At 65.5% G+C, this 15,034-nt stretch carries 14 protein-coding genes; 6 read left to right on the top strand and 8 right to left on the bottom strand.

Annotated elements, in window-relative coordinates:
* Nucleotides 1–110: 110 nt before the first annotated feature.
* Entirely contained in the window at nucleotides 111–668 is a 558-nt protein-coding gene (locus APS40_RS09900) for a fasciclin domain-containing protein (protein WP_055046890.1), read from the top strand.
* A 91-nt stretch (nucleotides 669–759) separates the two neighbouring features.
* Here APS40_RS09900 and APS40_RS09895 read toward each other — a convergent pair whose 3' ends face one another.
* The 4 genes from APS40_RS09895 to APS40_RS09880 all read right to left on the bottom strand — a co-directional run bounded on the left by APS40_RS09895 (nucleotide 760) and on the right by APS40_RS09880 (nucleotide 6,607).
* Complete coding sequence (locus APS40_RS09895) at nucleotides 760–2,571, bottom strand: ABC transporter ATP-binding protein (protein WP_055046889.1); 1,812 nt, start codon at nucleotides 2,569–2,571, stop codon at nucleotides 760–762.
* A gap of 615 nt (nucleotides 2,572–3,186) precedes the next feature.
* Complete coding sequence (locus APS40_RS09890) at nucleotides 3,187–4,386, bottom strand: ammonium transporter (RefSeq protein WP_055046888.1); 1,200 nt, start codon at nucleotides 4,384–4,386, stop codon at nucleotides 3,187–3,189.
* A gap of 488 nt (nucleotides 4,387–4,874) precedes the next feature.
* Nucleotides 4,875–6,242 carry an ammonium transporter gene (locus tag APS40_RS09885; RefSeq protein ID WP_055046887.1) on the bottom strand — a complete coding sequence of 456 codons (1,368 nt, stop codon included), beginning with the start codon at nucleotides 6,240–6,242 and terminating at the stop codon, nucleotides 4,875–4,877.
* A gap of 26 nt (nucleotides 6,243–6,268) precedes the next feature.
* Nucleotides 6,269–6,607 (bottom strand): P-II family nitrogen regulator, encoded by a 339-nt coding sequence (locus APS40_RS09880; protein ID WP_055046886.1) that lies wholly within the window; start codon nucleotides 6,605–6,607, stop codon nucleotides 6,269–6,271.
* 290 nt (nucleotides 6,608–6,897) lie between these two features.
* On the opposite strand from APS40_RS09880, the gene APS40_RS09875 reads away from it, so the two are divergent.
* Complete coding sequence (locus APS40_RS09875) at nucleotides 6,898–8,112, top strand: FAD-dependent monooxygenase (protein WP_055046885.1); 1,215 nt, start codon at nucleotides 6,898–6,900, stop codon at nucleotides 8,110–8,112.
* Nucleotides 8,113–8,270: 158 nt separating this feature from the next.
* Here APS40_RS09875 and argC read toward each other — a convergent pair whose 3' ends face one another.
* Nucleotides 8,271–9,221, bottom strand: coding sequence for an N-acetyl-gamma-glutamyl-phosphate reductase (gene argC, locus APS40_RS09870; protein WP_055046884.1), 951 nt, complete (start codon nucleotides 9,219–9,221; stop codon nucleotides 8,271–8,273).
* Nucleotides 9,222–9,387: 166 nt separating this feature from the next.
* Between argC and deoD the strand changes: the two genes are divergently transcribed.
* The 3 genes from deoD (at nucleotide 9,388) to APS40_RS09855 (ending at nucleotide 11,223) form a co-directional block, all read left to right on the top strand.
* Nucleotides 9,388–10,101, top strand: coding sequence for a purine-nucleoside phosphorylase (gene deoD / locus APS40_RS09865; RefSeq protein WP_055046883.1), 714 nt, complete (start codon nucleotides 9,388–9,390; stop codon nucleotides 10,099–10,101).
* Nucleotides 10,098–10,721: a hypothetical protein gene (locus APS40_RS09860; protein WP_055046882.1), complete on the top strand. Its 624-nt coding sequence runs from the start codon at nucleotides 10,098–10,100 to the stop codon at nucleotides 10,719–10,721. The genes deoD and APS40_RS09860 overlap by 4 nt, the downstream gene beginning before the upstream one ends.
* Before the next feature lie 214 nt (nucleotides 10,722–10,935).
* A complete protein-coding gene (locus APS40_RS09855; protein WP_055046881.1) occupies nucleotides 10,936–11,223 on the top strand; it encodes a hypothetical protein in 288 nt (95 codons plus the stop codon).
* Nucleotides 11,224–11,242: 19 nt separating this feature from the next.
* Here APS40_RS09855 and APS40_RS09850 read toward each other — a convergent pair whose 3' ends face one another.
* On the bottom strand, nucleotides 11,243–12,451 hold the full coding sequence (locus APS40_RS09850; protein ID WP_055046880.1) for a GGDEF domain-containing protein: 1,209 nt from the start codon (nucleotides 12,449–12,451) through the stop codon (nucleotides 11,243–11,245).
* Between the two features lie 180 nt (nucleotides 12,452–12,631).
* On the opposite strand from APS40_RS09850, the gene APS40_RS09845 reads away from it, so the two are divergent.
* Complete coding sequence (locus APS40_RS09845; protein ID WP_055046879.1) at nucleotides 12,632–12,946, top strand: hypothetical protein; 315 nt, start codon at nucleotides 12,632–12,634, stop codon at nucleotides 12,944–12,946.
* 74 nt (nucleotides 12,947–13,020) lie between these two features.
* On the opposite strand, the gene APS40_RS09840 is transcribed toward APS40_RS09845, so the two are convergent.
* Nucleotides 13,021–13,440, bottom strand: coding sequence for a metallopeptidase family protein (locus tag APS40_RS09840; protein WP_055046878.1), 420 nt, complete (start codon nucleotides 13,438–13,440; stop codon nucleotides 13,021–13,023).
* Nucleotides 13,441–13,519: 79 nt separating this feature from the next.
* The gene (gene leuC / locus APS40_RS09835) at nucleotides 13,520–14,923 is read right to left on the bottom strand and encodes a 3-isopropylmalate dehydratase large subunit (RefSeq protein WP_055046877.1); all 1,404 of its coding nucleotides are present in this window, start codon (nucleotides 14,921–14,923) and stop codon (nucleotides 13,520–13,522) included.
* Between the last annotated feature and the right edge of the window lie 111 nt (nucleotides 14,924–15,034).

Here is a 15,034-nt window from a genome sequence, read left to right as displayed (position 1 = left end):
GTTGACGATGAAGCTATCCGATCACAATTCGACAGCCAACAAAACTAATTCCCGCCGTCACTCGTAGCTCTGCCTCGCGGGTGGCAAGGGGCCGCCCTTGGGAGACAATCATGCACAAGACCCTCAGGATGCTGCTGGCGGTGTCCGTTCTGGCGCTCGGCGTCACCACGCTGCCGACGCTTGCGGCCACCAAGATGGTGGGCGGCGCCGCGATGTACGAGACCAAGAACATCATCGAGAACGCTGTCAACTCCAGAGACCACACCACGCTGGTTGCGGCGGTAAAGGCAGCCGGTCTGGTCGAGGCACTGTCCGGGCCCGGACCGTTCACGGTGTTTGCCCCGGTCAACGCCGCCTTCGCTGCGCTACCGGCCGGCACTGTCGACAGCTTGCTGAAGCCAGAGAACAAGAAAACCCTGGTCAAGATACTGACCGCGCATGTGGTAGCCGGCGCCTGGTCCTATGAGGACCTCCTGGCCAAGGCGACGGAGGCGGGCGGCAGCTGGGCGTTCAAGACGCTGAGTGGCGACACGCTCACTGCCGTCGCAAAGGCCGGTCGGGTCTATATCGTCGACGAGAGCGGTGGCATCGCGCGCATCACCATCAAGGACGTGAATCAATCGAACGGTGTGATCCAGGTCATCAACAAGGTGCTCCTGCCAAAGTGACGGAGCTCGATTGGGCCCGCCTTGTGCGGGCCCAATCGGCATGATGGCAACAATCGGGAGGGGAGGGCGGATCCCCCGGTAAGGTCGGTCCTTACTCGGCAGCCTCCAGCCCCTTGATCAGCTCGAGCGCCTGGCGCTCGAACAATCGACGGTAGATGCCGCCGTCGCGCTTCACCAGTTGCTCGTGCGTGCCTTCCTCGACCACCTTGCCGCCGTCGAATACCAGGAGGCGATCGAGCGCCCGGACCGTCGACAGTCGGTGCGCGATGACGATGGTGGTGCGGCCGACCATCAGCCGCTCCATCGCCTGCTGGATCAGGAGCTCGCTTTCGCTGTCGAGGCTGGAGGTGGCCTCGTCGAGGATCAGCACACGCGCATCCGACAGGAAGGCGCGGGCGATCGCGACGCGCTGGCGCTCGCCGCCACTCAGCTTGATGCCGCGCTCGCCCACCAGCGTCTCATAGCCCTTGGGAAGCTTCGAGATGAACTCGTGCGCATTGGCGAGTTTCGCCGCCGCCTCGATCTCGGCACGGCTGGCGCCGGGCTTGCCATAGGCGATGTTCTCGGCCAGCGAGCGGTGGAACAGCACCGGCTCCTGCTGCACGATGGCGATCTGCTGGCGCAGCGAGGCCTGCTGCACGTCGCGGATGTCGGTGCCGTCGATCAGGATGCGGCCACCGCTGACGTCGTGCAGGCGCTGGATCAGCTTGACGAAGGTGGTCTTGCCCGAGCCGGAATGGCCGACGAGGCCAACCTTCTCGCCGGGGGCGATATGCACGTCGAGCTGGCGGTAGAGCGGCTTCAGGTGCACGCCATAGTGAAAGTCGACGTGCTCGAAGTCGATCGCGCCGGCCGTGACCTGCATGGGCCGGGCCCCGGGCTTGTCTTCGATGCCGAGCTTCTGGTCGTCGAGCGCCACCAGCTCTTCCATGTCGTTAACCGCACGCTGCAGGTTGCGCACGTGCTGGCCGATGTCGCGCAGGTAACCCTGCAACACCAGGAAGGTGGTGATGACGAAGGTCACGTCGCCGGCGGTCGCGGCGCCGCTCTGCCAGAGCAGCAGGCCCGAGCCGATGATGGCGCAGCGCAGCACCCAGAGCATGGTGTTCTGGATGGTGCCGTTGAGCGTGCCGCGGTTCCAGGTGCGCGAGGTGCGGCGGCGCCACTTGTCGACGACGTGGCCGAGGCGGGCCTCCTCGCGGTCTTCAGCGCCGAAGCCCTTGACCACGATGTTGCAGCTCACCGCGTCGGCCAGCGCGCCGCCCATGCGGGTGTCCCAGGCATTGGCGAGGCTCGCTGCCGGCGCCACCCAGAGGGTCGAGAGGCTGACGGTGACGGCGATGTAGATCAGCGAACCGACGCCGATGACGAGGCCCATGACCGGCCAGAACAGGCTCAGCATCACCGTGGTGCCGACCAGCATCACCAGCGAGGGCAGCAGCGCCATCATGATCACGTCGTTGAGGCTGTCGAGCGCCCACATGCCGCGCGTGATCTTGCGCACGGTGGAGCCGGCAAAGGAGTTGGCGTGCCAGTCCGACGAGAAACGCTGTACGCGGTGGAAGGCGTTCTGGGCGATATCGCTCATCATCCGCAGGGTGAGCGTGATGATGGTCTGGAAGGCCAGCTGACGCACCAGCACCGAGGCGGCGCCAAGCGCCACGATGATGAAGAAGGCGGTCATCGCGCCGTTCCAGGCGATCTCGTTGGTGGCGGCGCCGCTTGCCACCGCCTCGACCAGACGGCCGGCAAAGAACGGGGTCAGGATATCGGCGATGGTCTCGAGGAAGAAGAGACCCATGATGAGGGCAACGCGCCTGGGTTGCCGGCGCCAGTGTCCGGCGGCGAAGCCGAGCACTTTGCCATAGGCCTGGCCACGCTGGTTTTTCTTGGAAGAAGCCATGTCGTTCGTCCGGACGCCGCAAAGGGCAGCCATCCGTTCCCGGAAAAGAGCAAAACTTGAAAAAGCCGGAAAACCGGCGGGTTCGAGAGCCGCGCCACCGGACGGAAAAGTCTGCAACTTTTCCCGGTGGCGCTCTGCAGGCGGTGGGTCCACAAAGGTGGACCGCGGGCAACCTAACGGTGAAAACCGGAGGTGAGCCCTGCGAGGCGAGGTCGGAATGCTGTCATATCGCGCCTCCCTGTGGCTGGCCGAAGACCGTCACTCATAGAGAGGTTTTTCGCTTGGGGCAAGCGGGAGGGGAATCGGGGCGGGTGTGAGGGGAATGGACTCTAACCCTCACCTTCCCATCAGCGACTTTGCCATCCGGCAGTTGCCGGTGGTTGGGGCACGACCGTGACTTAGCCCATGGGCTTTCGCCGCAAGGACGGCCGGTACTTGGGGATGGGTGAGACCATCATCCAGCCTAAACCGCCAATGCCACCGCGACGGGCACGAAGATGATGGCGACCACCAGGGCGATCGCCGGAAAATCGATGAACTTGGCCTTGTCCTTGAGAGACATGGGAAATCTCCTTCCGGCGGACATAACGTCCAGCGGAAGGAGCTGTTCCCGGTTCAGAACTCGGGTTCGGCGCCGATCGAGTGGATCGAGAGGTCGGCGCCGCGGCGCTGCTGTTCGTCGCTGAGCCGGACGGGCGCAATGCGGTTGGACAGCCAGTAGAGCAGGTAGCCGGCGGCGAAGGCGTAGGCCGAGACGGCGAGCGAGCCCAGCAACTGGGTAACGAACGACACCCCACCCATGCCTCCCAGCGCTTCGAGCCCGAAGATGCCGGCGGCGACGCCGCCCCACAGCCCGCACAGGCCATGCAGCGGCCACACGCCGAGCACGTCGTCGACCTTGAGCCTTTCCTGGGTGAAGACGAAGCCTTTGACGAAGATTGCGCCCGCCACCGCGCCCACGGCGAGCGCCGCCAGCGGATGGTAGAGGTCGGATCCGGCGCAGACGGCGACGAGGCCGGCCAGCGCGCCGTTATGGGTGAAGCCCGGATCGTTGCGGCCGATCACTACCGCGGCGATGATGCCGCCGACCATGGCCATCAGGGAGTTGATGGCGACGAGGCCGGAGACACCGGCGACCGACTGGGCCGACATGACGTTGAAGCCGAACCAGCCGATGCAGAGCAGCCAAGTGCCGAGCGCCAGCCAAGGGATCGAGGAGGGGGCGAACGGCCGGCCGTTGGGACCGTAGCGGCCGACCCGGGCGCCCATGCGCAATACCGCGGCCAGCGCCAGCCAGCCCCCGAGCGCATGCACCTGGATCGAGCCGGCGAAATCATGGAAACGAGCGCCGAAGCTCGCCTCCAGCCAGGCCTGGATGCCGTAATTGGCGTTCCAGACGATGCCTTCGGAGAACGGATAGATCAGCCCGACGATGATGGCGGCGGCGATCACCTGCGGCCAGAACTTGGCCCGCTCGGCAATGCCGCCGGAAATGATTGCCGGCACGGCGGCGGCAAAGGTGGCGAGGAAGAAGAACTTCACCAGGCTGAAGCCCTGCGGGGCAAAGCCGGCGCCGCCACCTGAAAGCGTTGCAGCGTTGTGGAAGAAGGTCACGCCGTAGGCGATGGAATAGCCGATGACGAAATAGGCCAGGGTCGAGAAGGCGAAATCGACCAGGATCTTGACCAGGGCATTGACCTGGTTCTTGCCGCGCACCGTCCCCAGTTCGAGGAAGGCGAAGCCGCCATGCATTGCGAACACCAGGATCGCGCCGACCAGCACAAAGAACACGTCGAGCCCAGCGGACTCAGCCATTGAAGCCTCCCAAGCAAACCCGGCTCGCATCCGGGGTAAATTCGGGGCACGGGATACAAGCCGCGTGCCAGCTTGGGCGGGAGCAAAGAGTCTCGGAGATTCAGCGGGTTATGCCTTTGCGCCAAATCCAAGCGCTTCGCCGGTGGCAAAGTGCTCAGATTTTGGGCGATCAACGGCCCGGCTCTGCCCATAATCTGGGCAATGCGGCATCGCCTGGCGGGACGAGTGCCGGTTCCGTTTCCGGGCCCGGACGCCGTTGATCGGGGTGTGCAGCCCACGCGGTTTGCGAGTGGGAAGCCTCTGTGGCGGGCCAAGAGGTACGTGAGCTGCACGCCGCGATCAGCGGGGTGGTCGGGAACCGGGCGGCCCGGTTTCCGTGGGGTCGGAGAGCCGAGCCGCAACCCGGCTCTCCGGAGGTGGACGCGAGCGAAGGGGAGGAGGTCTCCGCTCGCGTCGGTCAGGCGGTCGCGTCGTGGCGACGCTCTCGCCTAGTTGTAGGCACGCTCGCCATGGCTCGAGAGGTCGAGACCGTCGCTTTCGGCCGACTCGGTGACGCGGGCGCCGCCGAACACTGCCTTGACGATGAACATGGCGATGAGGGCCACCACGGCCGACCAGACGATGGCGATTCCGACGCCGGTCAGCTGCTTGAAGAACTGACCCCACATCTCATAGTCGGCCAGCGGGTAGCCGCCGAACGCCGGGTTGGCGACGAAGGCGGTGCCCAGCGCGCCGACGATGCCGCCGACGCCATGGATGCCGAACACGTCGAGCGAGTCGTCGTACTTGAACATCGGCTTCAGCGTCACGACGGCCCACAGGCAGACCACACCGGCGATAGCGCCGAGGACGATCGCCCCGACGGTTCCGGCAAAGCCGGCGGCCGGAGTGATGGCGACGAGGCCGGCGACGGCGCCCGAGGCGAAGCCGAGAAGCGAGGCATGGCCGCGGGTGAACTTCTCAGCCAGGCCCCAGGCGAGAGCCGCCGCGGCAGGAGCCGTGATGGTGTTGAGGAAGGCCTGGGCGGTGAGGCCGTTGGCCTCGAGGTTGGAGCCGGCATTGAAGCCGAACCAGCCGAACCACAGCAGGCCCGCGCCGATGAAGACGAAGGTCAGGTTGTGCGGCGGGATCGGTTCCTTGAGGAAGCCGGTGCGCGGGCCGAGGACGATGGCGGCGACGAGGGCGGCCACACCGGAGTTGATGTGCACCACGGTGCCGCCGGCGAAGTCATAGGCGCCGAGGCCGAACAGGTAACCGGTGCCGGCCCAGACCATGTGGGCGATCGGCAGGTAGGAGAAGGTGAACCAGATGGCGAGGAACAGCATCACGGCGCCGAACTTCATGCGCTCGGCGATGCCGCCGACGATGAGGGTGGAGGTGATGCAGGCGAAGGTGAGCTGGAACACCACGAACACCAGTTCGGGCAGCTGGAAGCCGGCCGAGAAGGTGGCAGCGGTCGATTCGATCGTCACACCCGAGAGGAACAGCTTGGAGAAATCGCCGATGATGGCCGACAGGCCGCCTTCGGAACCGGCAAAGGCCAGCGAGTAGCCGTAGGCGACCCAGAGCAGGGCGATCATGGCGACCCCGCCCAGCACCTGGCTGAGGATCGAAAGCACGTTCTTGGCGCGCACCAGGCCGCCATAGAACAGGGCCAGGCCCGGCAGGATCATCACGAAGACGACCATGGTCGAAACCAGCATCCAGGCGGTGTCGCCCTTGTCGATGATGGGAGTGACTTCGGCGGCTGCGGCGGCGGCCGGCGCTGCCGCATCCTGGGCGAAGGCAGGCAGGGCGAGAGCCAGCGAGGCCAATGCCGCAGCTCCCAGGACTTTTGACATCTTCAAGTCTGTCATTGGTGTTTCTCCAGAGGGTAGCGGCATCAGAGCGCGGCCGCGCCGGTTTCGCCGGTGCGGATGCGGGTGACGGCCAACAGGTCGAGCACGAAAATCTTGCCGTCGCCGATGCGGCCCGTCTGGGCACTCTCGCGGATGGCCGAGACGATGGCGTCGGACTGGGCGTCGTCGACGGCGATCTCGATCTTGAGCTTGGGCAGGAAGTGCACCGCATATTCGGTGCCGCGATAGATCTCGGAATGGCCCTTCTGCCGGCCATAGCCCTTCACTTCGGTCACGGTCATGCCGTGCACGTCGAGCGAGTTGAGGGCCTGGCGGACCTCCTCCAGGCGCGACGGTTTGATGATTGCAATCACCAGCTTCATGGATGCCCCTTTCGACACGTGGGTTTGGACGGTCTCCAATCGGCACATACAGACTCAAGTCGCGTGCCAAACTGCGGCCGCAATCTCCAAGCGTATGATTTCATTAATTAAAGTCGCGTGGTTAGCGCCTGAACGCCGTGCAGCGGTCGCAGCCGCGCAACATGCATGCATAGAATTTGAGCAGAATCTGATTGCCTGCTGACGCTTTGTGCAGCGTCTGGCGCGGCAAAGGACCGTCTTGCGTGCGACGCTCAGAAGGTCGACATAGCCGCCAAGCGGGAGTTCTCCTCATGGCTGACAGCTTTGACATCGTGATCGTAGGTGGCGGGCCAGTGGGCCTCACCATGGCGGTGGCGCTGACCCGCTCGATGAAGGGGTTGCGCGTCGCGCTGCTCGATCGCCGGCCGTTCTCGGTCCCCAAGGATCAGCGCGCTTCGGCCATCGCCGCCGGGGTCCGACGCATCTTCGTCGAGCTGGGCGTGTGGACCGCGATGGCGATCGGCGCCGAGCCGGTCAAACAGATGAAGATCACGGATTCCGGCAGCGGGGATATTTCGCGACCGCTGTTCCTGAGCTTCATGGGCGACGTGGCGCCGGGTGAGCCGTTCGCGCACCTGGTTCCCAACCAGCTCGTCGCTGAGACGCTGCTCGGGGCATTGGGCGAAGACGTCGAGATTATTGCGCCGGTCGAGATCACTGGTTTTGCGGCCGACCCCGGCATGGCGCGGCTGAGCCTTGCCGATGGCCGCAACATCACGGCGCCGCTGGTCATTGCTTCGGACGGCGCACAGTCGGCGCTCAGGCGAATGGCCGGCATCCAGGTGATCTCGCACGACTACCGGCAGTCGGGGCTGGTCACCACCATCACGCATGAACTCGACCACGAAGGCACGGCGTACGAGCATTTCCGGCCGGCCGGGCCGTTTGCCAGCCTGCCGCTGCCGGGGCGCCGCTCATCGCTGGTGTGGACCGAGAGCAGTGAACGGGCGGCTGAGCTGAAAGGCTGGGCGCCCGAAGCGATTGCCGCCGAGATCGAGGCGGTGATGGGCTCGAGCCTCGGGGCGGTGACGCTGGAAGAGGGCCTGCAGGCGTTCCCGCTGCGGTTGCAACTGGCCAAGAGTTTCGTCGCGCCCCGGCTGGCGCTGATCGGCGATGCGGCGCATGTGGTGCATCCGGTCGCCGGGCAGGGGCTCAACCTGGGGCTCAAGGATGTGGCGGCGCTGGCCGAGGTGGTGATCGATGCGATCCGGCTCGGGCAGGATCACGGCGCCGCCGACGTGCTCGAGCGCTACCAGCACTGGCGCCGCTTCGACACCGCGCTGATGGCGATGGTGACCGACGGCATGGTGCGGCTGTTCTCGAACGACGTGGCGCCGGTGCGGGCTTTGCGCGATTTCGGCATGGGGCTGGTCGACCGGCTGCCGCCGGTCAAGGACCTGCTGATCGCCCGTGCGGCGGGGCTCGATCGGAACGGGCCGAAACTGCTGCGCGGGTTGCAGATCTAGGCTTTGCGTTACTGAGAGAGACGGCCCCCTCCCGGCCTCCCCCATAAGGGGGAGGTGAAGAGTCGAGCTGTGGCTGGATCGTGCCCAAAGCACCGGCGAGGCACCTCCCCCCTTGTGGGGGAGGATGGGAGGGGGCCGTCTGTTGCAGTCGGGACACGTCAAGCCGCCAAGCTGGTGTCCGCGGCGACGCCGAGCATCAGGTTGAGGTTCTGCACCGCGGCGCCCGAGGCGCCCTTGCCGAGATTGTCGTAGACGGCGACCAGCAGGGCCTGGGCCTTGGCATCATTGGCAAAGACGTGCAGCCGCATGCGGTTGGTGTCGTTGTAAATCTCGGGGTTGAGCTCCGGGCTGCGCTCGAGATCGGAGAGCGGCGCCACATCGACGAAGCTCTGTGGGATCGCCGCAAAATGGTCGGCGATGGCGGCCTGCAGTTGGGCGCCGGTCGGCACCTTGCTCAGCGTCCACAGCTGCAGCGGCACGGCCGTGATCATCCCCTGCCGGAAATTGCCGACGGCGGGCTGGAACAGCGGGGTGTGCTGGAGCTTGGCGTATTTCTGCAGCTCGGGCAGGTGCTTGTGCTTGAAGGTGAGACCGTAGAGCGCGAACTCGTTGGCATCCTCGCCCTTCTGCTCATAATCCTCGATCATGGTGCGGCCGCCGCCGGAATAGCCGGAAATGCCGTTGACGGTGACGGGAAAATCAGCCGGCACGAGGCCGGCCTCGACCAGCGGCCGGAGCGTCGCGATGGCGCCCTGCGGCCAGCAACCGGGATTGCCGACCCGTTTGGCGTCGGCGATGGCCGCCGATTGCGTCTTGTCCATCTCGGCAAAGCCATAGGCCCAGCCATCGGCGATGCGGTGCGCGGTCGAGGCGTCGATCACCTTGGTGGTGTCGTTCTCGATCAGCGACACGCTTTCCTTTGCCGCGTCGTCGGGCAGGCAGAGGATCGCCACATCGGCAAGGTTCAGGAGGCGCTTGCGTTCCTCCAGATCCTTGCGCTTGTCGTGCGCGATGGAGATCACCTCGAGGTCGCGACGGCCGGCGAGGCGCTCGCGGATCTGCAGACCCGTGGTACCGGCTTCGCCGTCGATGAAGATTTTCGCGACCATGTGAGGCTCCCTGCAAAGGGGGTTAATGCGCCGGACATATAGGGGTTGCGCATGGCATCTGCAAAGGGTTTGGATGGTGGCGATTTTCCGTTCTCGCGGCGTCGAACCGGAAAAGTCCGCAACTTTTCCTGACGCCGCTCACGCTCAAAACTACGAGAGGCCGAAAATGACCCCGCACAATCACGCCAAGCCCGGTGACTATGCCGAAGCGGTGCTGCTGCCTGGCGACCCGCTGCGCGCCAAATGGATTGCCGAGAATTTCTTCGAGGATGCCAAGCTGGTGAACTCGGTGCGCAACTGCCTCGGTTACACCGGCAACTGGAAGGGCAAGCCCGTCTCGGTGCAGGCGACCGGCATGGGGCAGGCGTCGCTGTCGATCTACGTGCACGAGCTGATCAACGTCTACGGGCTCAAGACGCTGATCCGCGTCGGCACCTGCGGCGGGCTCAATGCCAAGGTGAAGGTGCGTGACCTGATCATCGCGCAGGGCGCGACGACCGATTCGGCCATCGTGCGCGATGCCTTCGCGCCATTCAATTTCGCCCCGATCGCCGATTTCGCGCTGCTGCGCGACAGCGTTGAGCGAGCCGAGAAAGCCGGCATGCGCTACCACGTGGGCAATATGCTCTCGTCCGACATCTTCTATCACATCGAGCCCGGCCTCACCGGGTACGGCCGGTTGCCGGCGCACGGCATTCTCGGGGTCGAGATGGAAGCGGCGGCGCTCTACACCCTGGCGGCGCGGTTCGAACGCCAGGCGCTCGCCATCTGCACGATGACCGATTGCCTGATCACCCACGCCGAACTCAGCGCCGAGGACCGGCAGTCGTCGCTGCGCGAGATGATCACCCTGGCGCTCGATACGGCGGTCGGAGCTTGAGTGTCCTCGGCAAGCTCGCTTCGGCGCTCGGACGAAACGACGAGCAGCCCAATGTCGAGTTGGCCGAGGCGCTTGCCGCGAAGCCCGATGTCGCCGCCATTGCCGAGCTCGCCGCGGCGCTGGCCACCGGAAGCACCGCGGTATCGAACGACGCCATCAAGGTGCTGTACGAGCTCGGGCAGCGCAGGCCGGAACTGGTGGCGCCGCACGCCACGGCATTCCTGACGCTGCTGGGCGGCAAGAACAACCGCAATGTCTGGGGCGCGCTGCAGGCGATCGAGACGATCACCGCCTTGCAGCCCGACGCGGTGCTGGGCGAATTGCCCGGGATCATCGTGGCGGCCGACAAGGGCTCGGTGATCGCCAAGGACAAGGCGGTCGCCATCCTGGTCAAGCTGGCAGCGGCCGGCCGTGGCGCCAAGGTGCTGCCGATCCTTCTCGAGCGCCTCGAGGGCGCGGCGCCCAACCAGTTTCCGATGTATGCCGAGCAGGCGCTGCCGGTGATCGACGCAGCGCAGCGGGCGGCCTTCGTGCGCCTGCTGGAAGCGCGTCTCGCCACGAGTGAGGCCAGCGCCAAGCGCACGCGTGTGGAAAAAGTGCTGCGGCGCGCCCGGGCCTGACCCCGCTGCAGAAATGAGGAACGTGCGTCTTGCCCGCACGATCAACCGCTTGGCCAAGTCAATATGACAAGCTCAGTGGCTGGCGACGAAGATCGGCTGCAGGGCATCGCGCCACCTGTCATAATTGTCGTGTTGGAGGCAGCCGAAACTGGGCGGAACGGAACCGTCGTATCGACGTTGGGGGTTCAATTACGGCATCTGAGGGGAGGCCAGGATGAATACCAACACGCTCACCGAACATCGCGACATCCAGAACTGGGTGACGGCGCGGCACGGGCAACCGGCACTGCGCCGGATTCCCGATCCCAGCGGGCAAGTCCGCTCGCGGCTGGCGCTGAAATTCGCGCGCCCCGCCGCTCCCACCGAAACGCCGCGCCAAGACGACGGCATGAGCCCATGCTCGTGGACGGCCTGGCTCGCCGAACTCGACCGCCAGCATCTGGCGCTCAGGGTTGGCGACAAGACGGCGTTCGAGTTCGTCGAACGGCGCGATCTGAACTAGTCGGCCCGATCGAGAGCGGTCAGGCGGATCTGGCGAGCGAGGTGCCGGCCACCGGGTGTGCCGGCATGGCGTCGGCCAGCGGGTCGCTGGCGCAGACCACCCGGTCGCGGCCATCTCGCTTTGCGGTATAGAGCGCCGCATCGGCGCGACGGCGGAGGCCGGAGAGGCTTTCACCGTCGAGCCGTTCGGCAACCCCGAAGCTCGCCGTGCAGCGCACGAGGGGCGGCAGGCCCGGCACTGACAGGGTGGCAAAGCTGGCGCGCAGCGTCTCGGCCAGGAGGCGGGCCACGGTGAGATTGGCGCCCGGCAGGAACACCGCGAACTCCTCACCGCCCATACGCCCGACAATCGCCTTGGGCGGCGCGCTGTCGCGCAGCAGCGCGGCGAAGGCGATGATCACCTGGTCGCCTATCTCATGGCCGTAATTGTCGTTGATCGACTTGAAGGCATCCAGGTCGGCCAGCACCAGCGCGGTGGGGGTGGCGGGGTGCTGCAGCGACGGTGCGGTGCGCTCCTCGAAGCCCCGGCGATTGTAGACGGACGACAGCGGGTCGGTTTCCGAACGGGCCGTGATCTCCACCAGCATGTCGCGCACCAGCAGCATCAGCATCAGCAGCCCCGTCGCCACCTGCAGGATGGCGCCCAGCGATTGGGAGTAGAGCGCGTAGGTGGTGGCAAGGTAGGTGGCGGTACTGTCGCCGGAGCCGCCGAGCACCAAGGCAGCGAGCGGCTTGGACAGGAACTGCAAGGCGCTCAAGGCGAACAGCGCGAGCAGGCCGATATCGATGGGCTGGCGCCGACGGGAGGCGAAGATGATCCAGGCGGCGGCGGCCTGCAATGTGGCGTAGGGGGCCTGGTAGATGAGGTTCCGCTCCACCGTGTCGTGCGGCAGGGTGTAGCCGAACCAGTTGGCGGCGATCGAGATGGCCGCGATGGCGAGGATACCGGTCCAGGGCAGCTTCGGCCGGTAACGGCGGGCGACGCCGAGGGTCACCGCGGTGACGGCGCCATGAAAGAAGGCGAAACCGGCGGTGTAGGCCAGTTGTGGGTGATCCTGCAGCGGCAGGATGAATTCCGACGCGATGTAGAAAATCCCGAACACATAGGCGAGCGAGAAAAACGGCGCGACCTTGTCGGCCCGGTTGGAGACACCGACGAGGAAAAAGGCGAGCGCGAACAGCGCCGCAATGAATAGATTGATGGCGAGGATGAAGCTCGCTCCGGCCATGCCCTGCAATCGCGTCCCTGATGCCTTGTCGACAGTAAGGTCGTGCCGACAAGAAGTGGTTAACAGCAGGCAGCCCATGAGGCGCCCCGGACTTGGAACCGGCAGGCGCCACGACCACTTAAGCTATGAGGGATTTAGGGCTAAGCTCCCGGCACTGAAGACGACCAGAAAGGCATCGAAATGACTCAGGTCCTCACCAAGCACGAGGATATCCGGCTCTGGGCGGCGGCGCGCTCCGGCAACCCGGCGATGGAAGATCGCGCCACCGGCGTCGGCGGCCCGCCGGTGCTGAGGATCCTGTTCGACCAGCAGGCACTGAATGCCGGCGAGAACCAGTATGGCGACCGGCCGGGCGGGCTCGACCTCGTCGCCTGGGACGAATGGTTCGCTGAGTTCGACCGCCTGAAATACGGGCTGCTGGTCGAGGACGAGCGACCGGGCGTGCTCGACGACTACTATGAGTTCGTGCCCCGCGACGGCAACCAACGGGACTGAGCGGTGACGGCAATCGGCAGTCGGGAGTAGGCAGTCGTAATAGTGCCCCCTCGACTGCCGGCTGCTATGACGGCTTACTCATCCGCTGCCGCCTCGATGGCTTCCATGTCGTCGTCGGAAAAGCCGAAATGGTGGCCGATCTCGTGCACCAGTACGTGGGTGATGATCTCGCCCAAGGTTTCCTGCGTATCGCTTTCGGCCCAGTAGTCGAGGATGGGGCGGCGGTAGAGCCAGACCTGGTTGGGCAGTTGCCCGGTCTGCGGCGTGGCGCCGCCCTGCGGCAGGCCGATGCCGCGGAACAGCCCGAGGATGTCGAACTCGGTTTCGAGCTCCATCTCGCGGATCGTCTCTTCATCGGGGAATTCGGCGACGACGCAGGGGACGTTGCCGGCCAGCGCCTTGAACTCGGGCGGCAGGGCCTCGAAAGCCGCCGCCGCGATCTGTTCGAAATCGTCGAGGCTGGGGGCCGGGCGATCGGTCCAGGAATTGGTCATGGCGGCAGTCGGCAACCGGCGGTCGGCAGTAGAGGCGCAGCGTAACGACTGCCTGGTCCCGACTGCCGACTGCCGTATTTCATTGCCACTCGCGGATGTCGACGAAGTGGCCGGTGACTGCCGCGGCCGCCGCCATGGCGGGCGAGACGAGGTGGGTGCGGCCCTTGAAACCCTGGCGGCCCTCGAAGTTGCGGTTCGAGGTCGAGGCACAGCGCTCGTGCGGCTTCAGCTTGTCGGGGTTCATGGCGAGGCACATCGAGCAGCCCGGCTCGCGCCACTCGAAACCGGCATCCTTGAAGATCTTGTCGAGACCTTCGGCTTCCGCCTGTTCCTTCACGAGGCCCGAGCCCGGCACCACCATGGCGTTGACGCCGGCCGCGACCTTCTTGCCGGCCACCACCTTGGCGGCGGCGCGCAGGTCTTCGATGCGACCGTTGGTGCACGAGCCGAGGAACACCCGCTCGACGGTGATGTCGGTGATCTTGGTGCCCGGCTGGAGGCCCATATATTCGAGCGCCCGCCACTTGGAGGCGCGCTTGTTGGCGTCCTGGATGTCGTCGGGGTTGGGGACGACGCCGTTGACCGAGATCACGTCCTCGGGGCTCGAGCCCCAGGAAACGATCGGCGGCAGCTTGGCAGCGTCGAGGATCACCACCTTGTCGTAATGCGCATCGGGATCGGAATAGAGGGTCTTCCAGTATTCGACCGCATGATCGTAGGCGGCGCCCTTGGGAGCGCGCGGACGACCCTTCACATACTCGAAGGTCTTCTCGTCCGGAGCGATCAGACCGGCGCGGGCGCCGCCCTCGATGGTCATGTTGCAGACCGTCATGCGGCCTTCCATCGACAGCGCGCGGATGGCTTCGCCGGCGAACTCGATGACGTGGCCAGTGCCCCCGGCAGTGCCGATCTCACCGATGATGGCGAGGATGATGTCCTTGGCGGTGACGCCCTCGGGCAACTGGCCATCGACACGCACCAGCATGTTCTTGGCCTTCTGCTGAATCAGCGTCTGGGTAGCGAGCACGTGCTCGACCTCAGAAGTGCCGATACCGTGCGCCAGTGCCCCGAACGCGCCATGCGTCGAGGTATGGCTGTCGCCACAGACGATGGTCATGCCGGGCAGGGTAAAGCCCTGCTCGGGGCCGACGATGTGCACGATGCCCTGACGCTTGTCGAAGGGGTCGTAATACTCAATGCCGAAATCCCTGGTGTTCTCGGCCAGGGCGGCGATCTGGATGGCGCTTTCCGGGTCGGGATTGGGGAGCGACCGGTCGGTGGTGGGGACGTTGTGATCGACCACGGCCAAGGTGCGCTCGGGCGCCCGGACCTTGCGGCCATTCATGCGCAGCCCCTCGAAGGCCTGCGGGCTCGTCACCTCGTGGACCAGGTGGCGATCAATGTAAATAAGGCTGGTCCCATCCTCGTTGTTGGAAACAAGGTGATCGTCCCAGATCTTATCGTACAGAGTTCTGCCGGCCATTTTGCTGGAGGTTCCACTCGGGGGTTAAGGAGTAACGGGGGGTTCTAAGCCCCGCTCGCCTGTCAGGTCAAGATTGGCTGCCGCCGCACCGCCTACAAGGGTGCCATGCGG

It is taken from the genome of Devosia sp. A16, assembly GCF_001402915.1.
Lineage (GTDB): Bacteria > Pseudomonadota > Alphaproteobacteria > Rhizobiales > Devosiaceae > Devosia_A.
The sequence above is the reverse complement of the archived record's forward strand: the minus strand, read 5'-3'. Positions and strand labels throughout refer to the sequence as shown.

Excerpts from the sequence above, each read along its gene's own strand:
- APS40_RS09900 (WP_055046890.1), top strand. The coding sequence starts at position 111 with ATGCACAAGACCCTCAGGATGCTGCTGGCGGTGTCCGTTCTGGCGCTC.
- APS40_RS09895 (WP_055046889.1), bottom strand. The coding sequence starts at position 2,571 with ATGGCTTCTTCCAAGAAAAACCAGCGTGGCCAGGCCTATGGCAAAGTG.
- APS40_RS09890 (WP_055046888.1), bottom strand. The coding sequence starts at position 4,386 with ATGGCTGAGTCCGCTGGGCTCGACGTGTTCTTTGTGCTGGTCGGCGCG.
- APS40_RS09885 (WP_055046887.1), bottom strand. The coding sequence starts at position 6,242 with ATGACAGACTTGAAGATGTCAAAAGTCCTGGGAGCTGCGGCATTGGCC.
- APS40_RS09880 (WP_055046886.1), bottom strand. The coding sequence starts at position 6,607 with ATGAAGCTGGTGATTGCAATCATCAAACCGTCGCGCCTGGAGGAGGTC.
- APS40_RS09875 (WP_055046885.1), top strand. The coding sequence starts at position 6,898 with ATGGCTGACAGCTTTGACATCGTGATCGTAGGTGGCGGGCCAGTGGGC.
- argC (WP_055046884.1), bottom strand. The coding sequence starts at position 9,221 with ATGGTCGCGAAAATCTTCATCGACGGCGAAGCCGGTACCACGGGTCTG.
- deoD (WP_055046883.1), top strand. The coding sequence starts at position 9,388 with ATGACCCCGCACAATCACGCCAAGCCCGGTGACTATGCCGAAGCGGTG.
- APS40_RS09855 (WP_055046881.1), top strand. The coding sequence starts at position 10,936 with ATGAATACCAACACGCTCACCGAACATCGCGACATCCAGAACTGGGTG.
- APS40_RS09850 (WP_055046880.1), bottom strand. The coding sequence starts at position 12,451 with ATGGCCGGAGCGAGCTTCATCCTCGCCATCAATCTATTCATTGCGGCG.
- APS40_RS09845 (WP_055046879.1), top strand. The coding sequence starts at position 12,632 with ATGACTCAGGTCCTCACCAAGCACGAGGATATCCGGCTCTGGGCGGCG.
- APS40_RS09840 (WP_055046878.1), bottom strand. The coding sequence starts at position 13,440 with ATGACCAATTCCTGGACCGATCGCCCGGCCCCCAGCCTCGACGATTTC.
- leuC (WP_055046877.1), bottom strand. The coding sequence starts at position 14,923 with ATGGCCGGCAGAACTCTGTACGATAAGATCTGGGACGATCACCTTGTT.